Consider the following 18758-nt stretch of genomic DNA (forward strand, 5'->3'; position numbering starts at 1 on the left):
CCGTCTTTTTGTTGAATGATGCTCAACAATCTTTTAGCAGTGTGCGCCAGTGCAATATTTATCTTTTTCTCCCCATACCCTTTCACTCAATCAGGTTTTATTTCTCTATAGTCTGCATATGTATTAACAGCTTCCGTCCACGTCTAACCAGAGGAGAACAAGATGAACGGACTCACTGCAACGGGTATTACCGTCGGTATTTGTGCAGGGCTTTGGCAGTTAGTGTCTTCACATGTCGGGCTTTCTCAAGGATGGGATTTATTAGGAACAACAGGCTTCGTCGCCTTTTGCAGTTTTTATGCCGCAGGCGGCGGTAAATCGGGGTTTATCAAGAGTCTGGCAGTCAATTATTCCGGGATGGTGTGGGCATTTTTCGCTGCACTGGCTTCCGGCTGGCTGGCCTCTGTGAGTGGGCTTTCCGGATTCTGGGCAAGCGTGATTACCACCATTCCCTTCTCGGCGGTGGTGGTCTGGCAAGGGCGTTTCTGGTTACTGTCATTCATTCCCGGTGGATTTCTTGGCATGACGCTGTTTTTTGCCAGCGGGATGAACTGGACAGTAACGCTACTGGGTTTTCTGGCGGGTAATTGCGTGGGGATAATTTCAGAATATAGCGGACAAAAATTAAGCGAAGCGACAACCAAAAGCGGCGGGTGTTAAAAGTTATTCAAAAATGATTATCTATCTTTAATAGATACCTCTACAGTCATGGCTGGAGAAATTCATATTAGAAAATGGCGGGAATGGTTTAATGAACTCAATTTTTACCGAAGAAAATCTGCTGGCGTTTACCACCGCTGCACGTTTTGGCAGCTTCAGTAAAGCCGCAGAAGAGTTGGGTTTAACGACTTCCGCCATTAGCTACACCATCAAGCGAATGGAAACGGGGTTAGATGTGGTGCTGTTTACCCGCAACACCCGCAGCATTGAGCTAACGGAATCCGGGCGCTATTTTTTCCGCAAGGCCACCGACCTGCTGAATGATTTTCACGCTATTAAACGCAGTATCGATACTATTTCGCAAGGCATAGAAGCGCGGGTACGCATTTGTATTAATCAGCTACTTTATACACCCAAACACACCGCACGCTTATTGCAGGTACTGAAAAAGCAATTTCCCACCTGCCAGATTACCGTCACCACCGAAGTGTATAACGGTGTCTGGGACGCGATTATCAATAACCAGGCGAATATCGCCATTGGCGCGCCCGATACGCTACTGGACGGTGGCGGTATTGATTACACCGAGATTGGTGCGATTCGCTGGGCCTTTGCCATCGCCCCGGCTCATCCGTTAGCCTTCATGCCGGAGCCAATCGCTGAAAGTCAGTTACGTCTCTATCCCAATATCATGGTGGAAGACACCGCACATACGATTAATAAAAAAGTGGGCTGGTTGCTACACGGTCAGGAATCGATTCTGGTGCCAGATTTCAACACCAAATGTCAGTGCCAGATTCTGGGCGAAGGGATTGGTTTTTTGCCGGATTACATGGTTCGCGAAGCGATGGCGCAATCACTGCTGGTTACCCGCCAAATTCATAACCCGCGCCAGGATTCGCGCATGTTACTGGCAACCCAGCACTCCGCAACGGGTCAGGTGACGCAGTGGATTAAAAAACAATTTGCGCCAAATGGCATATTAACAAGGATCTATCAGGATTTACTGCATCGGGAGAATTAATACCCGGCACTCTCCCGATGCACTCTGAACTGCGGCTTATATCAACCACCCGCTTTCATTACCCATTCAGAGATAAATTTATCACCCGGTACTGGCGGGGAGAACAAATAGCCCTGCAAAAAGTGAACGCCTTTGCCGATCATTAAATCCGCCTGCTCCTGAGTTTCACCCCCTTCCGCCACAATATTAAGACCAGGCTTACGTGCCAGTTCGACAATATTATCCACAATATGGCCGGAGATTTCGTCCACACTGGCCATTTGCACAAACGACTTATCGATCTTAATAAAATCGACCGGGAACGCCTGCAAGTAACGATAGGTCGCATAACCAGTACCAAAATCGTCCAGAGCAAATGTGATGTTATGGCGATGCAGGCTGTCAAAAATCGCTCTGGCTTCTGGCGTTACCGGAATTGGGTTACGTTCCGTCAACTCGAGAACCAGTTTGATTTTATCGTTGCCTAATTTCTTAACCAGGTTCAGACACTCCTTTTCAAACCCGGATGCCAGGAAACAACCCGCGGACACGTTAATACCAATATGGAAATTATCCGGCAGCAAATGTTTTACTGGTGCCAGAATATCCGCGGTTTGTTTCATCAACTGACGGGTGATTATCACAATCAAGCCGGATGATTCCGCCAGAGGAATAAACTGATCCGGAGGAATAATTCCCGTTTGCGGATGCTCCCAGCGAACCAGCACTTCACAGCCAGTCAGTACCCCTGTCTGTGCGCAGAAAACAGGTTGGATCCACGGTTTGAATTCATGGTTTTCCAGCGCCAGACTGATTGCCTCAGGTGTGACAATATGGTGACAACGGTTGTCAGGAATATAAAAATTATTTTTATTTCCTGCCCCCGTCGTAACCTGTGGATGATATTGGAAAAAGATATCTCGCCAGAAGGTAATATCGCTCTGGATGCCTAATTTCTCATACAGTTGCTTCTTTTGATGTGAAATTGTCTTTGCACTACGATTTCTGTACTGTGAGATTTCTGTAACCGACATCCCCTCCATTAGCAGCTTCAGTAAAAGCCGTTCTTTTTCGGACACAATACCAGGCAACGTCAAATTAACCGTTGCCCCGAACTCTTCCAAAAAAACACTCAAATCATGCGAAGCCATTGAACACACCTTGATTAAATCTTGTGCGCCAGCTAAATCTGCTTGTCTTCTCTCGGGCAGTAAAAGCTGACTGCAAGAAAATGATACAGAGAGCCGAATTATCTCCCATTCGGCTCTCTCTCCTTTTACTCATTATTCAGTTCAGAATTGCCACTTAACACCAACCATTGCAGAGGTGTCATTATATCCCTTATCGGCAACTTGAACGCCCACATTTCCCCAGACATTCAGATGGGCATTTAGCTGTCCTTCCACCCCGGTTTTTATCTCGGCAATGTTCCGGGCTCCATCCTGAGTGACTGACACGCCATCCATACGAGTACTGAAATCCTTACTGTTATGCAGCCAGTTCACTTCGACAAACGGCTGGAACTCGCGGGATTTACCATCATCCATTTTATGGTGGCTCTTCAGCCAGGTTTTTACGCCAAGTCGGGTCTGAATGTTGCCGTCACCACTGCTATGAACGAAAGTACCGTTGCTTTCGCGGTGCTTATCGGCTTTTACTCCCATCCAGGTTACCTGAGCTTGCGGCTGAACATACCATTCATTACGCGTTCCCTGGCTGCCATTAAATTCAGCTAATTTGTGCTTGTATCCAGCCTCCAGTGAAGCGGTAAACCCTTTTGATTTATAAGATTCGCTCTGTAAATCATCACCTTTCACTGTGTTATCAAACCAACTGTACTGCGCCCAACTGTCGAGATACGCTCCGTTATGCGATTCGTCATCGGCATACCAGGTGGCATACAGGCCGGTGCTATATCCGTTCACACTCGCTTTTGAACGATAACCGGTGCGCGAGGAGATCGTTTTGCTGTCGCTGTTGCCATAACCTGCCATGATCCCCACATGCCAGCGGTCGTTATCGTTTTGGCTCCACTGTGCGATATCGCCTCCCAGTTGCAGAACATAGCGATTGCCCTGGGTTTTCAGTTGGCCGCTGCCATCGCGCCATTTATTGTGACCACCTTCATGACGCATCCACATGGTGGTTTGTTTCTGCTCGCCAGTTACCATATCGGTATAGTATGTATTCCCCAGACGTTCATGCAGACGCGTGGTGAACATGGTATTCGCTGCTGCAAGGTTCGCAATGTAGCTGCCCGCCTCCGGTCGCAGGTCATTATCCACACTCAGATCCGGACCTGGCGCAGGCTCTGGAGTCGGAGTCGGAGTCGGAGTCGGAGTCGGAGTCGGAGTCGGAGTCGGAGTCGGATTAGGCTCCGGATTCGGCATCGGCTCTGGCTCCGGTTGCGGTTCAGCGGAATCACCACCGCTGGTCAGATACCAGTTACCGCTGTTTGCCCCCTGGCCACGTGCGAGAGTGTAGTCATACGCGCCCGCAACGATACGCCCCGCCTGAACAAACGCCCCCTCAGACTTACCATCTACATGGATAAGTTCGATACCGTTAAGAGTTTTAGCGCCTGTACCACCAGCGTTATTCACCGTAACGGAGGTCGTGCCGCTGGTATCGCCCTCAACAACCAGTTTATCAGTCACTGAATCATCGCCATTCAGTACCGTATTCATAACCAGTTGACCGTTATTACCGTGGTAGTTCCCCTTCACCACTAACGCATTGCCCGCTTGCTGTCCTGACATCCCGGTCATCAGCGTGCCGTTGTTGGTCAAATTACCGCCCAGGGTGTAATTCACAGGCACAGCCGCTCTTTTTTCAGCGCTATTATTCAACACCAGAGTACCGTTGTTCTCAACGTTTGCGCTACCCAATCCCTGCGCGTGGCTTACCAGGACATGAGCGGAGTTAGCAATATTCATGTTCGCCGTCAGACTGCTGTTATCGCCCGCGATATCCAGCGTGCCGCCCTGAATATTCAGCTCCCCACTCCCCGTTAATGAACCGGTTGCAGTGCCCCCGTTGGCAAGAGTCAGAGTCCCGCCGTTTAAGTTCAACAGCGAATCGGCGCTACCATTGAGCGTACCCACGGTCTGGCTGTGACCATTCATATCCATTTCAGTTTCTGCCGCCAGACGCAGTTCCTGGGTATTACCCAACACGTTATCGTTATTTAATAAAAGCGTCCCGCTACGCAGATCGGTAACACCGGTATAGTCGTTGTCTTTGTTAGAAAGCGATACGGTCTGGCCTTTCTGGCTGCTGAATGCCAGGTCACCATTACCGGTAATTTTTGCGCTGAGATCGGCGGCATTCTCGCTTTTACCGTTGGCACTCAGCACCAGGGCATCGCTGTCGGTAGCCTGCAAATCAAGCTGCGTCAGGCCATAGCCGATATACAGGCCGTCATTATTTACCCCACTCGTCAGACGATAGTCATAAGTGCCAACGGCGGCTTTTTTCCCATTTTGCTGAATATCACGTTGGGCGCTGTTGGAGAGGATTTGCCCATTGTTATCCTACAGTTGCAGGTTGCCCGCATCCCCCAGCACCTCCGCACCTTGCGCATTAACCAACTGAATTGTGCTGTTACCGTCATCGACTTCAGTGAGCGATAACGCAGAGTCAATATCACGAGAGACGGAGCTTACAACGTTACGATCAGTAACCTGAATAATTCCCTCGCCACGCAGATCCAGTGTTTTGCTAACGTTGACGGTTCCTTCTGTCATCTGTGCACCTGCTGCCAGGGCACCAAAATCAACGGTTCCGCCGGAGAATCCCAGAGTGCTAATGGAGTGAGCGCCATTACCCACCGTTATCTGGCTTCCCTGACCCGCAGTGATCCCGCCTCTCTGCAGAAACTCAGCATTCTTTTCCAGGTTAAATGTCGTGTTCTGGAACGCCAGTGCCCCCTGGAACCAGTTTGTATAAGCAAACTCATCGAAGGAGAATTCGTGATTCCCCATATTTATTTCAACAATGCCTTTACCTTGAAGATCATTATCAAATACCCAATCTTTATTGGCATTGATTTGCAGTTTGCCATCAACATCCAGATCCGCACGGCCGATGTTCTTGTCTTCAGAAATAACCGCAACAGCACCAGAAGCGACATCAATATACCCGTTAAATGCATAATTATTGCCGGTCAACGCCACCGTCCCACTGTCGATACTTATTGTACCGTTGCCAGAGATTTTATTGGCAAAGGTCATGCTATCGTCAGTCTTCAGATGTAATTTCCCGCGGTTGGTGATATCTGCAGTACCTATATTTTGGGTGATCCCCAAAGCCCCATTTTTTTCAATCGTTACTTTGCCGCTAAATGCAGAGTTATCACCAGTTAAGTAAGTCGTGCCATTGAGCGCATTGATATAGCCCAGACCTTCGCTACCACTGACAATATCCGCGGAAATAGTCGCGTTTTTATCCGTGTGGTTTAAGGTGATTTTCTTCTCAGATGTCTTTGCCCACACAAACTCAATTCTGTCAGCATCAATAATCCCTGCTGCCTTTGCCTCATTCCCTTCCTGCGCACCTAACGCTAACTCAGAGTTGGTACTTAAACTAATTTTCGGTGCAGAGATTTTACCACCTTCTGAAACGGCAAGTGTTGTATCGGAATTTTGATCATAATAGCCCAGGCTAATTTGCTCACTGGCATTAACTTCACCGCCGTTATTAACTGACAGGTACTGATTACCACCGTAACTGCCGTAAACGCCCATAAAGAAGGTTTTGGAATTTACCTGGCTACCTTCACCACTGACATTTCCCTGCAAATAGGTCAGACGGCTGGTGCCCTTAACATGAACTTTGCCGCCGTTGGAGACGTTAAAATAGCCTCTATCGTGGGTAATATTAGAGTAAGACTCATATAAATCATCAGCATATAACTCACTGCCGGCATTGGCGACGTTCAGAAATCCCGTCCCTTTTAACAAAAAGTTAAGCGAGCCATTGATATGCACTTTCCCTCCGGTGATATCCAGTCCACCACCAGAAGCGAGAGTCAGACGTGGACGAGAAGAGTCTGTCGCATTGATTACCAGATTAGCATTGTCGGTTACTGTAATACGGTAATTTATGCTCTGGTTCTCTTTGCCAAAATCAACAGTCTCATCCTTATTCACGATGACATCATCGGAGAACGCCAGAGATGAATATAAACTTATCGCGCTAATTAAAACGGCCTTTGCCTTCTTTCCTTTTATTCTACTTCCCAGTTCAGAACAAACGCTCCAACAGTTACGAGACCTGTTCCACTTTAGCCGATATATTTTATTCATGAGACTCTCCAGCAATGCATCCAAACAAAACCAGTCTCTCACACATCGATGGGAATTAAATGCCGCCCCCAGATTCATGAGAGATATAAAAATTCAAAAAGACTGCATAATATCGAAAACTGTATAATTCAGGCATACAGTTCAGAGGGTAATATAGGGCTAACTCTCCACTGGATACGTCTTCCAAATTAACAACTGCAACATCATCCTTACATTAACTTCCAGTTTTGAACACAGGCGCATTATATGTATCTGTGAATCCAGATCAACTCAAAATATAGCCTACAGCAAAGTCCATAGACCCTGTATTAATATAAGAAAAATCGCTAATACTAATTGAGTATACAAATATAAGACTTGTCTTATTAAAAATAATATATTGCTTTAAGACTGAATCCTTTCAGCTTAAATATAAGACCTTACTAATAAAAGAAAAAATTTCAGCGGGAATTGACTGCAATTACGAGGAAAACATATAGATACAGTAAAAATATAAGCGTGAATTTTTACACTAAATCTTTACAGCGTAAAACTATAATGACACAAACAATCGACGATCGGTTTATTTTTATCCACCATGCAAAACACAAATGAACAGGTATTTTAACTGCCTGTTTTTTCATCATTCTGGTGTATACGCGCCCGGATAAGGCGGTTACCCCACTCAATATGACAGTGCCATTCTGGATGGCATTACCAGAATGGCTATCAATATTTCTCTCAGCAATCCTCAATAATCAGGTATACCGCTTTCACCGGGCCATGAACTCCAACGACTTTGATAAGCTCAATGTCCGCTGTTGAACTGGGGCCACTGATGATGTTAATGCAGGATGGCATACGTTCACCGGCCTGCGCTTTCTGATGCAATTTTTCTGCAAGTTGTGCCACTCGCGGCAAGATGGTGCTTTTACGCAGAATAAAAATAGAGGACTCCGGTAGCAGGCTCAACGAACGCCCGCGCTCGGCAGCGGAAAAAAGTACCACGCCTCCCGACTCTGTTAAGCCATATTCAGCATACACAACGCCAACTTTCGCCTGCTCCGCCTGAGAGATATTCTCTACACCTTTCGCCGGGTCCCAAACAATGGCATTACATTCCTGCTGTAAACGTTCGCTGATCCCCAGTTCCTCCAGTCGCGAGTCACCGCTAATCACAACAGACTGATCTCCCAACTCTTTACACAGGCGTAATGCGGCTTCTGCAGCCTGCGCCTCGCTGGTCAGTTCACAACGCGTCAACATGACATCGCTGGCAAACTGGATGAACGCATCACAGCGCTGCTGCTGATTAAGTTCAGTAAGCCGCTCGTTAGCATAGTTGTTAAGCGGCACATCTTCTGCTTGCGGTTCGAGTCGCAACGGGCGCCCCAGAGCCTGAGCAATGTTGTTCAAAAATTCGCTACGATTATCCATTCTTTTTCTCCTGCGCCTGATGTTTCTTAAACCAGCTACGGAAACTCTCGCCGTCAGCTTCAGGAAGATCGCGTGCTTCCATCCAGTCACTAATCGCGCCAATCCTGAGCGGTGTTTTGCCGCCATTGATAAACCAGCTCGCCGCATGAGCGCCTGCCATCATTCCGACTTTCCACAATCCCGGATGACTATTGGCATAAGCGAACATTTTTATCGCTCGTTGCTCTGCTTTTGCTGTGATCCCTTTTTCAGCCATCACCCGACGATGACGCAAAATCAGTTTCGACAGAGGAATACGTACCGGACAAACGCTGTCACAGGCTGTACATAAAGAACAGGCGTAGGGGAGATCTTTAAAATCTTTATAGCCGCCAAGCAGTGGCGAAATCACTGCGCCGATTGGCCCTGGGTAAATAGAACCATATCCGTGGCCACCAATATGGCGATATGCCGGACAAGTATTCATACAGGCCCCGCAGCGAATACAACGCAGCACATCCCGAAATTCAGAGGCCAGCACCTCAGAGCGCCCGTTGTCGACAATAACCAGATGAAACTCTTCAGGGCCATCAACGTGTCCGGCTTCGCGCGGCCCTGTCAGCCAGGTGTTGTATCCCGTCAAACGCGCGCCAACAGCACTGCGCGCCAGCATGGTAATCAATACATCAACCTCGGCAAAAGTGGGGGCAATACGCTCCATCCCCATTACCGCAATGTGCGTTTTAGGTAACGTGGTACACATCCGCGCATTGCCTTCATTGGTCACCAGGCATACCGAACCCGTCTCTGCCACCGCGAAATTACAGCCGGTAATACCGATTTCAGCACTGAGGAAATCTTCGCGGATTTTTTGCCGGATGAATAAGGTCATTGCTTCAGGCGTTTCCGGGCCGTCATAGCCCAGGCATTCATGTAGCACCCGGCGGATCTGGTGGCGATCTTTATGGATAGCCGGAACCACTACATGAGATGGCGGATCTTGATCCAACTGGAGAATATATTCACCCAAATCAGTTTCAATCACCTGAATGCCCGCATCCTGCAACACATGGTTGACACCAATCTCTTCGGTCACCATTGATTTGGACTTCACCACCTTCCGCGCGTTTTTACGTTGGGCAACCTGTAAAATATAGCGGGTAGCGTCTTCTTTGGTTTTTGCGAAATAGACGTGGCCGCCGTTTTGCGTCACTTTTTCTGAGAGCTGGTACAGATAAGCGTCAAGATTACTCAGAACATGATCACGAATCTGGGCGGCACGATCACGCCACTCCTCCCAGTGCCCTAATTCATCAACCATTTTTTGCCGATTTGCACCAATACGCTGCTGCGCGTTTGCCACCGCTTTGCGCATGATCGGATCTTCAATTTGCTGACGGATGCGTGTTTTAAATTCTGTATTACTGGTTTTGATCGACATCTTTATATCCTCAGCGACTCATCAGCACTTCAGCAATATGCATCACTTTGACTTTCTGCCCTTCCCGTTGTAACCGCCCACTAATGTTCAGCAGGCAACTCACGTCAGCACCAATGAGATACTCAGGACGAACCTCCATCAGATGTGAAACCTTTTCTTTCACCATCTCGCCGGATATTTCGGCCATTTTGACCGAGAATGTGCCGCCAAATCCGCAGCAGGTGTCCTGTTCGGCAAAGGGCAACAACTCCAGCCCGCGCACATTTTTCAGGAGCGTAAGTGGCTCATCCTTCACCCCCAACTTACGGGCCAGACTGCAAGACGGGTGATACACTGCCCTCCCTTGCAAGCTGGCTCCTACATCAACTACCCCTAATTTATTAACAATAAAAGAGGTGAGATCCTGCATACGCGCAGCGACCTTTTCGGCACGTAATGCCCATTCAGGCTCCTCAGCCAGATAGGTCGGGTAACTTTTTACGGCATAGGTGCAGGAACCGGCAGGAGAAATAATGGGATCGTCGTTTTCCTCCAGTGCGGCGATCAGATTTTTCATCCCTGGAATCGCTTCTTTGATATAACCACTATTGATCGCTGGCTGACCGCAGCATCCCTGTTTCTCCGGGAAATTGACGTGACAGCCGAGTTTTTCCAGTAGCAACACGGAGTCTCGTGCCATCCTTGATTTCAGTGCATCACCAATACAGGTAACAAAGAAATTTACATTCACAACCAATACTCCATTACTTCATTTCTGTTTATGCCCGATGGCAACCACCCCTTATGGGTTATCAATCATCAACAAAAATAGGGGCTCTTTTTTAATCAGGTAGCAAAATACAATTTCAAACTCATTTGTATGACAAAACAGATAATCCGTCATTCAATTCCGGGATGCAATAACTAATTTTATTTCTTTCGGCATCGCTCACATTTTTATAATGACACACACTATCAACACGGGATCATGAATTTGATTTAAGAAGGCCATAAAGTTCATAGCCATGAACTCCCATACCTATTTTGAGCTACTCATTTTGGAGCTGTGAAAATATACATTCATTGTTTTATACGTCGAGTAATCAACAATAAACATACAATCATCAACAGCCATAATTTTATTTTACTGAAGCGATTCAGTTTGCATTTTTTATTTTTACAATGAGATAGCCTTCTTCGGAAAAATATATAAACAAGGTCAAGCAATATAGTTGGAAATAGAAATGCACGGATATTTAATGTTTGCTATAGCACTCTCACCTTTGCTCCTTATGGTATTTCTGATTCTGAAACTGAAGATGCCTATTCATTATTCAGTTCTGATATCACTGGCATTCACTGCTGTTTTATCTGTCCTGTTCTGGGACATGCCAGTACAAAATCTTAAAGCCTCCGTGAGTTATGGCGCACTCAAAGGGTTATGGCCGATAGTGATTGTGATCCTCGGCGCGATATTCAGTTATAACGTGATGCAGGCAACCAAAGCGCTGGATATTCTCCGCGATATTCTCGCCAGTATTAGCGAAGATAAGCGTATCCAGGTACTCCTTATTTCGTGGTGTTTTGGTGGTTTTCTTGAAGCTGCCGCCGGTTACGGTACAGCGGTCGCAATCCCTATCGGTATCCTCATCGCGCTGGGATTCAACCCACTGAAAGCCGCAATTGCTTCACTGGTTGCTAATACCGTACCTACAGCGTTTGGGGCAGTGGGTATTCCGGTTTCGATTCTGGCCGAACAGGTTAACCTGTCGGTTTACACCTTAGGTGGCACAATTATTCTGCAATTGGCGATTTTTAATCTCCTGCTGCCCTTTGTCATTATTGGTATTATTGGCGGCGGTGTGAAAGCAATTCGCGGCGTATTCCTTATCACGCTGCTATGTGGCATTGCGACACTTGTTCCGCAGTATTTTGTTGCCATACATCTCGGTGCCGAATTACCCGCTTTTGCTGGCAGCCTGGTTAGCCTTTTCACTGTCGCAATTGCCAGCCGTTTACGCAAAAGATACGTAGATCCCGAGTGGCGTATTGAAGCCAGCCATACCTGTGAAATGGCACCACGCTCAGTAAAGGTGCTGTTTCGGGTCGGCTCTATTTACCTGTTCATTTTTATCTTTATTCTGCTGTGCTCACCGTTATTCCCAACGATAAAGGCGGCAGCATCTCAGTTAGCTTCAGCACTGCATTTTTCACTGGTCGATGGTGGAACATTGGTGTTAAAAATCGAATGGCTCACGACGCCAGGAATGCTGATTATCTTTGCGACTATTCTCGGCGGTTTTATTCAGGGGGCTTCAGCACGCGGTATGCTGGAAGTTTTTGTCAAAACCGTACTCCAACTTAAAAATTCTATTATTGCAATTATGGCTATTGTCGCTATGGCAACAGTTATGGATCTCAGCGGCATTATTTCTACGCTGGCACAGTCAATTGTCGACCTCACAGGAAGTTCATATGTCTTCCTCGCCCCGGTCATTGGTGCTCTGGGTACTTTCGTCACTGGTAGCGACACTAACTCGAATATTTTGTTTGGCAAACTGCAAACTATTGTAGCCAGTAAGTTACATATCGATCCCAACTGGCTGGCGGCGGCAAATACCTCCGGTGCAACGGGAGGAAAAATGATTTCGCCACAAAGTATCGCCATTGCCGTTTCAGCCACGAAAATGGAAGGACAGGCTAATCAAATAATGTCTGGCACCATGAAATATTGCTGTGCCTACATCGCGATACTTGGCTTAAAAGTTGGCCTCTTTTATTTCTGGTTTATGCGATAATATGCTTTTATATTTGTCAGAACACAAATAAAGGCTAAGTAACAGAAATCTTATCTCCAGAATGCCAGGATGTTCTTTATATCCTCCAGAACATCCTGCTGTTTTCCTCCACTACGCTAAGTATGACAGACTCTATTTTTATGCCCGGTAATCTTATTCATACTTAGCTTACAAGATAACCTCCTGAAGTTGTCTGACTCTTTCCCGATATTCTCCCGGAGTACAAGCAAACTCGCGGACAAAAGCCTTGTGAAAAGATGATTCACTGGCATAGCCTACCGACTCAGCAATCACCACAACAGGGAGCGTTTCCCGGGAAAACATCTGGGCCGCTATTTGTAGGCGTAACTTTGTTAATACAGCCAGTGGCGTAGTTCCGGAAACATCACGGAAAAGTTGGGCAAAACTTGCCCTGGACATGTGAGCGATGCTGGCCAGTGATTCGACGGTCCAGGCGTGTCCGGGCATTTCCAGCATTTGCTGGATCACCGCACCAAGACGCGGATGCAGTAGCAAACTGAGAATGTTTTTCTCTGTATTAGCCTGTGCAATCCATTCACGTACCGCGAGTGTAAATAGTGTCGCGCAGACCTGGCTACACAGTGCATCCGCTCCCGGCATTGCCGATCTGGATTCCTGTTGTAAAAAAGGAATCGCTTCCCTCAGCCAGTGAAATTTCACACTGTCGCTTTCCGGTGCCAAAACCAGCACTTCCGGCAAAGAGGTTAAAAAATAACGCGCCGAACGTTGCAGTCGAAGAGTGCCGCAGACAATACAGGTCGATTCATTTTCGACGTGACTCAGGCGATGCGCTGAATTGTGTGGTAACAGAACCACACTCCCTGAGCGTAACGTAAAGGTCTGCCCCGTCGGTATTTCCAGTTTCGCCGCACCTTGTGTTAGCGCATGCCAACGAATAACCGACAGTTCTCCTGCGCCATGTGGAAGCTGCCAGTCGCTTCCTAACTCGCAATTTTTATCGATCGTTCCTTGTGGAGCGTTAAGCATCAACAAACGGCTAAGGGCATCCATATCAGACTCCTGAGTAGTTATTGATTACAGACAGCAGCAATCTTATATAAGCATTAATCTAATATCATCAACTAGTTAATCATCATCGTCATATTGTGACCCTGATTAAAAAACAATAAACACAAGACGATAAGACAAAATTTTAAGCGTTGTGAAGAAATATTATTTTTGCCTTTACGTCTATAGTCATTATGTCAAATGAATACGTTTCGACAGGAAATTATCATGAATAAATATCAGGCAGTTATTATTGGTTTTGGTAAGGCAGGAAAAACATTAGCCGTCACGCTGGCTAAAGCGGGTTGGCGTGTGGCCCTCATCGAACAATCGAACGCAATGTATGGCGGGACTTGTATTAATATCGGCTGCATCCCGACCAAGACGTTGGTTCATGATGCACAACAGCACGTAGATTTTGCCAGTGCCATGCAGCGTAAAGATGAGGTCGTCAGTTTATTACGCGATAAGAATTTCCATAATCTTGCAGATATGACCAATATCGACGTGATCGACGGACAAGCGGAGTTTATCGATAACCATATTCTGCGCATTCATCGACCTGAGGGAAATCTGGAGATTAGTGGCGAGAAAATTTTTATTAATACCGGTGCGCAAACCGTGATTCCGCCAATTCTTGGAATAACCACAACGCCTGGCGTCTATGACAGTACCGGATTACTGAATCTGAAGGAATTACCCGAGCATTTAGGTATTTTGGGCGGGGGATATATTGGCGTTGAGTTCGCCTCTATGTTCGCCAATTTTGGCAGTAAGGTTACTATTTTCGAAGCCGCGCCTCTGTTTTTGCCTCGTGAGGATCGGGATATTGCTGATAATATCGCGACTATTTTACGCGAACAGGGCGTCGATATTATCCTCAATGCCCATGTGGAGCGAATCAGCCACGATGAAAATAAAGTGCAAGTGCATACCGGGCACGCCCAACTGGCGGTGAATGCATTGTTAATAGCTTCCGGCCGTCAACCGGCTACTGCTTCGTTAAAGCCAGGAAATGCCGGTGTCGCGGTAAACGAGCGCGGAGCAATTGTCGTTGACAAGCAATTACATACCACAGCGGACAATATTTGGGCGATGGGAGATGTTACCTGCGGGCTACAGTTTACCTATATTTCACTGGATGACTTCCGCATCGTGCGCGATGAGTTACTGGGAGAAGGCAAACGTAGCACAGACGATCGGAAAAATGTGCCTTATTCCGTATTCATGACTCCACCGCTGTCCCGGGTTGGTATAACGGAAGAGCAGGCCAGGGAAAGCGGCGCGGATATTCAGGTGGCAACATTACCTGTAACAGCAATTCCGCGCGCCAGAGTGATGAACGATACCCGTGGGGTATTAAAAGCGATTGTCGATAATAAAACCCAACGCATATTAGGGGCATCACTGCTGTGTGTTGATTCCCACGAGATGATCAATATAGTGAAAATGGTGATGGATGCCGGACTGCCTTATAGCGTATTACGCGATCAGATTTTTACTCACCCGTCGATGAGCGAATCGCTCAATGATCTATTTTCATTAGTCAAATAACCCAAAAATCAGACGCCAGGACAAATATTCTGGCGTCTCAGAGAAAAGCATTTTATTAGCTTTTGCTTATTCTATAACTTCTTAATCACTTCATTGATGGTATTTTATATGTTTAAAAAAACTGTTTTATTTGCAACGCTATTATCTGGCGTTATGGCTTTTTCCACCAATGCAGATGACAAAATAGTTCTGAAACATGTCAGCGTCTCGTCAATATCAGCCTCACCAACAGTTCTGGAGGATGCCATTGCCGATATTGCCAGAAAATACGATGCTTCATCATGGAAAGTCACCTCAATGCGAATTGATAATAACTCAACCGCAACGGCAGTATTGTATAAATAAGGATGTTTACAATGGAAAAATACCTGCACCTGTTAAGTCGGGGGGATAAAGTTGGCCTGACATTGATTCGACTGAGCATTGCGATTGTTTTTATGTGGATTGGGTTATTAAAGTTTGTCCCTTACGAGGCAGACAGCATTACACCATTCGTCGCGAACAGTCCGTTAATGTCGTTCTTCTATGAACATCCGGAAGACTATAAACAGTATCTGACTCACGAAGGCGAATACAAGCCAGAAGCCCGGGCATGGCAAATTACCAATAATACCTATGGTTTTTCCAATGGCCTTGGCGTCGTGGAGGTGATGATTGCGCTACTGGTTTTGGCTAACCCTGTTAACCGGTGGTTGGGTTTATTGGGAGGACTGATGTCATTTGCCACACCTCTGGTAACACTCTCATTTTTAATCACCACACCTGAAGCCTAGGTGCCCGCACTGGGGGATGCTCATCATGGTTTTCCTTATTTATCCGGTGCCGGTCGTCTGGTGTTGAAGGATACCCTGATGCTGGCTGGCGCAGTCATGATAATGGCCGATTCAGCACGGGATATCCTCAACCAACGAAGTCATGAATCATGTTCAGATTTTAAAGTTTAAATTCTTATAATCAGAACAGAATTTGTTTCTCATTATTCAGGCGTCAGTCTTCTCTTTGTACAGGCGAGGCTGACGCTTTTTGATGCTCAATGTTTCTTTGTTGAGTATATAAACTTCCTGATATAAAGCATCGACATTATTCACATTAGCCTGTATTGGAAAATTCAGTACCTGTGTCCTTATTCCCAGCGACGAAGAGTGCGCGAATGCTCCCCAGCCTGCTGGAGAGCATCGGAGGTTAATTAAATATTCTTATCAAAGAAAACGTCTAATTTTTGCGTCGCCTGGTCAACGTATTCAGGCACCCAATAGGTCTCAATATGGGTAGCGCCATCGATCAGGAAGAGTTCTTTGTTTTTCGTACCTGTGGCTTTAGCGAATGCATCTTCAGTCATGTACAACGTATCCGCTTTTGTACCGGCAATCATCAGCAGTGGTTGATTGATGAGATCGATATGGTCTGTCACGTCAAAGCTCATCAGATCCAGCAAACTGCTTGTGGTGTATTTAAACGTTGAATTTGGATGTGCGTGCGTTTTCCAATAATACTCGTAGCCCTGTCGGTACAAAGCAAATGGCAATTTAGCGATCTGTTCATCAGTCAGGTTGGCATCACCGGAGTAAAGCACTTCACCTCCGGCTGCTTCCTGAGCTCGTGCGTCAGAAGCCTGCTGGAGCCGCTGCTGGATAGTATCCAACTGTGAATTCTGAAAACCATTACGCCGCACAAGACCTGAATTAAACATGCTAATGGTGGCAATCGATTTGAAGCGTTTATCCGTCTCAGCGGCAACAAGTGAATAGCCGCCTCCTCCACAAATCCCCAGCAAGCCAATACGGGTGCTATCAACACCGGGATACTGGCTGATGAAGTCAGCCATGCCGTGGATATCTTCAATACGATTTGCGGGCTTGTCTACGTTACGCGGCAGACCTCCGCTGGCCCCCTGATAAGCAGCATCGGCGGCGATGGTAATATATCCGTGTTCTGCCAGGCGTTGGGCATATAACCCGGCAACCTGCTCTTTTACGCCACCATTAGGGTGAGCCACCACGATTGCCGGATATTTTTTCGCAGGATCATAGTTAGCCGGTGTATACACATTTGCTGCAATTTGAATGCCATGGAGATCATATTTCACCGGATGGATATTGACCTTACCTGCGACATTCTCGGTGATAGCCCCGTCATAAACGAGAGTAAATGGGTTCTTTTTGTAATCTGCTGCATTGGCAGAGGTGATACCGACTACCGCCGTCATCAGCATTGCACTTAAAAGAGTCAATTTCATGGTTTCTCCCGATAAAAATGCGTGTTCATAAGGCAAGCGAGATGGAACATTCAGACACAGGGTAGAGAGAAAAAACTGTCAGCATCATGACCGCTAAATAACATTTTTGTCAGGAAACGCCCCTGACAATCGCGTTTTCTGTTGTCGGTGGTTGAAATGAGAGAACGCAGACCCTTTCCCTGACCTGATTTATGAATCAGGCTGATTAACCCTATCGGTAAAGCTCTCTCAAATGCACATAAATATGTTGCTATACTCAACCTGACTTAAGCGGTTGTGATATACCCCGTATAAAATAAGTCACTTATAACAGTTCAACAAATAAAATTCACAGCTTCCGGGTTAATAATTATTATATATACCATAGCAAGGATATTAATATGGCGACACTTGAGCAACTTATCATTTTCTTTCTTCTTATTGGCGTTGGCGTTATAGCTCGTAAAGTGGGAGTCATTACACCAGGAAACACTCCCCAACTCACATCTCTTGTTTTTAACTTTGCGATGCCAGCCATTATAGTTTCCGGGATAACCACTGACCAACCACATATTTCCGGAAAAGAACTTTCCATCGTGCTTGCATCTGCATTTACTGCGCTTATTTTACTGATTATTTGCAGCCGTATACTGGCAAGAGTTTTACGATATGAAAGAGAATATCATGGTGTGGTTACTGTTATGACAACATTTACCAATATTTCTATGATGGGGATCCCAATGATATATTCATTGTATGGCGCTGAGGCCATGATTTATATCACTGTGTTTTTACTCCCATATAACTTATTATTCTTTTCATATGGCTATTACTGCATGAAAGACCAGAGTGGAAATGCTGAAGCGCTTAGCTTGAGAAATATGTTAAACGTCATCAACCCAGGGATTATTGCCTGTATCCTTGCTTTGATTTTATATATTTCAAATATACACATTCCTTACGTCATTGCACAACCAATCAAAATGCTGGGCGCAATAACTGGCCCGGTTTCAATGCTACTGATTGGCTCATTCCTGTTAGACATCGAATGGAAATCTGTTTTTAAGGATGTAAAAGTATGGGTATTCACTTTTTTTAAAATGGTCATTATTCCGCTTGTCATTATATTAATAATGAAGTTATTCATTACAAATGGGCTATTACTGGGTGTCCTGCTGGCTGCGGTAGCGACGCCGGCTGGTGCCGGAACTCCCTTATTAGCTCAGATGTTAAATAAAAAAGTTTATCCGTTAGCTCTTAAAGGTGCAACGTTAACCACACTGGTGTCACTTATTACGATGCCTCTCGTAGCAATGATGACAGGTATTGGATAATACCTGGAGCACTATTTGAAGCCATAATAAAATATCAGAGATAA

At 46.2% G+C, this 18758-nt stretch carries 12 protein-coding genes and 2 pseudogenes; 7 read left to right on the plus strand and 7 right to left on the minus strand.

The genetic code is table 11. The features are described from left to right. Window positions 1-162 precede the first annotated feature (162 nt). Both C1192_RS11080 and C1192_RS11085 read left to right on the plus strand, forming a co-directional pair. The gene (locus tag C1192_RS11080) at window positions 163-660 is read left to right on the plus strand and encodes a DUF1097 domain-containing protein (protein WP_001515819.1); all 498 of its coding nucleotides are present in this window, start codon (window positions 163-165) and stop codon (window positions 658-660) included. Window positions 661-751: 91 nt separating this feature from the next. Continuing rightward, a complete protein-coding gene (locus C1192_RS11085; RefSeq protein ID WP_001084382.1) occupies window positions 752-1684 on the plus strand; it encodes a LysR substrate-binding domain-containing protein in 933 nt (310 codons plus the stop codon). A 41-nt stretch (window positions 1685-1725) separates the two neighbouring features. On the opposite strand, the gene C1192_RS11090 is transcribed toward C1192_RS11085, so the two are convergent. The 5 genes and pseudogenes from C1192_RS11090 to C1192_RS11110 form a co-directional block, all read right to left on the minus strand. Continuing rightward, window positions 1726-2814 (minus strand): EAL domain-containing protein, encoded by a 1089-nt coding sequence (locus C1192_RS11090; protein ID WP_038355732.1) that lies wholly within the window; start codon window positions 2812-2814, stop codon window positions 1726-1728. Between the two features lie 141 nt (window positions 2815-2955). Then, window positions 2956-6969 (minus strand): annotated as a pseudogene (locus C1192_RS11095) (autotransporter outer membrane beta-barrel domain-containing protein). Window positions 6970-7689: 720 nt separating this feature from the next. Further along, on the minus strand, window positions 7690-8385 hold the full coding sequence (locus tag C1192_RS11100) for a LutC/YkgG family protein (protein ID WP_000370394.1): 696 nt from the start codon (window positions 8383-8385) through the stop codon (window positions 7690-7692). Continuing rightward, a complete protein-coding gene (locus C1192_RS11105; RefSeq protein WP_000023937.1) occupies window positions 8378-9805 on the minus strand; it encodes a LutB/LldF family L-lactate oxidation iron-sulfur protein in 1428 nt (475 codons plus the stop codon). The genes C1192_RS11100 and C1192_RS11105 overlap by 8 nt, the downstream gene beginning before the upstream one ends. A gap of 10 nt (window positions 9806-9815) precedes the next feature. After that, entirely contained in the window at window positions 9816-10535 is a 720-nt protein-coding gene (locus C1192_RS11110; protein WP_001102096.1) for a (Fe-S)-binding protein, read from the minus strand. 493 nt (window positions 10536-11028) lie between these two features. Here C1192_RS11110 and C1192_RS11115 point away from each other — a divergent pair, with 493 nt between their 5' ends. Then, the gene (locus C1192_RS11115; protein WP_038355733.1) at window positions 11029-12582 is read left to right on the plus strand and encodes an L-lactate permease; all 1554 of its coding nucleotides are present in this window, start codon (window positions 11029-11031) and stop codon (window positions 12580-12582) included. Between the two features lie 168 nt (window positions 12583-12750). On the opposite strand, the gene rclR is transcribed toward C1192_RS11115, so the two are convergent. After that, complete coding sequence (rclR, locus tag C1192_RS11120) at window positions 12751-13614, minus strand: reactive chlorine-specific transcriptional regulator RclR (protein WP_038355734.1); 864 nt, start codon at window positions 13612-13614, stop codon at window positions 12751-12753. A gap of 225 nt (window positions 13615-13839) precedes the next feature. Between rclR and rclA the strand changes: the two genes are divergently transcribed. The 3 genes and pseudogenes from rclA to rclC all read left to right on the plus strand — a co-directional run bounded on the left by rclA (window position 13840) and on the right by rclC (window position 16109). Then, a complete protein-coding gene (rclA, locus tag C1192_RS11125) occupies window positions 13840-15165 on the plus strand; it encodes a reactive chlorine resistance oxidoreductase RclA (RefSeq protein WP_038355735.1) in 1326 nt (441 codons plus the stop codon). Between the two features lie 108 nt (window positions 15166-15273). Next, entirely contained in the window at window positions 15274-15510 is a 237-nt protein-coding gene (gene rclB / locus C1192_RS11130; protein WP_000475158.1) for a reactive chlorine resistance periplasmic protein RclB, read from the plus strand. An 11-nt stretch (window positions 15511-15521) separates the two neighbouring features. Beyond that, window positions 15522-16109 (plus strand): annotated as a pseudogene (gene rclC, locus C1192_RS11135) (reactive chlorine resistance membrane protein RclC). Between the two features lie 242 nt (window positions 16110-16351). On the opposite strand, the gene C1192_RS11140 reads toward rclC, so the two are convergent. Next, complete coding sequence (locus C1192_RS11140; protein WP_370567165.1) at window positions 16352-17377, minus strand: alpha/beta hydrolase; 1026 nt, start codon at window positions 17375-17377, stop codon at window positions 16352-16354. Window positions 17378-17781: 404 nt separating this feature from the next. On the opposite strand from C1192_RS11140, the gene C1192_RS11145 reads away from it, so the two are divergent. Further along, window positions 17782-18714, plus strand: a complete 933-nt coding sequence (locus C1192_RS11145; protein ID WP_000212231.1) for an AEC family transporter — start codon at window positions 17782-17784, stop codon at window positions 18712-18714. Window positions 18715-18758 lie beyond the last annotated feature (44 nt).

This window comes from Escherichia marmotae (genome assembly GCF_002900365.1).
GTDB lineage: Bacteria > Pseudomonadota > Gammaproteobacteria > Enterobacterales > Enterobacteriaceae > Escherichia > Escherichia marmotae.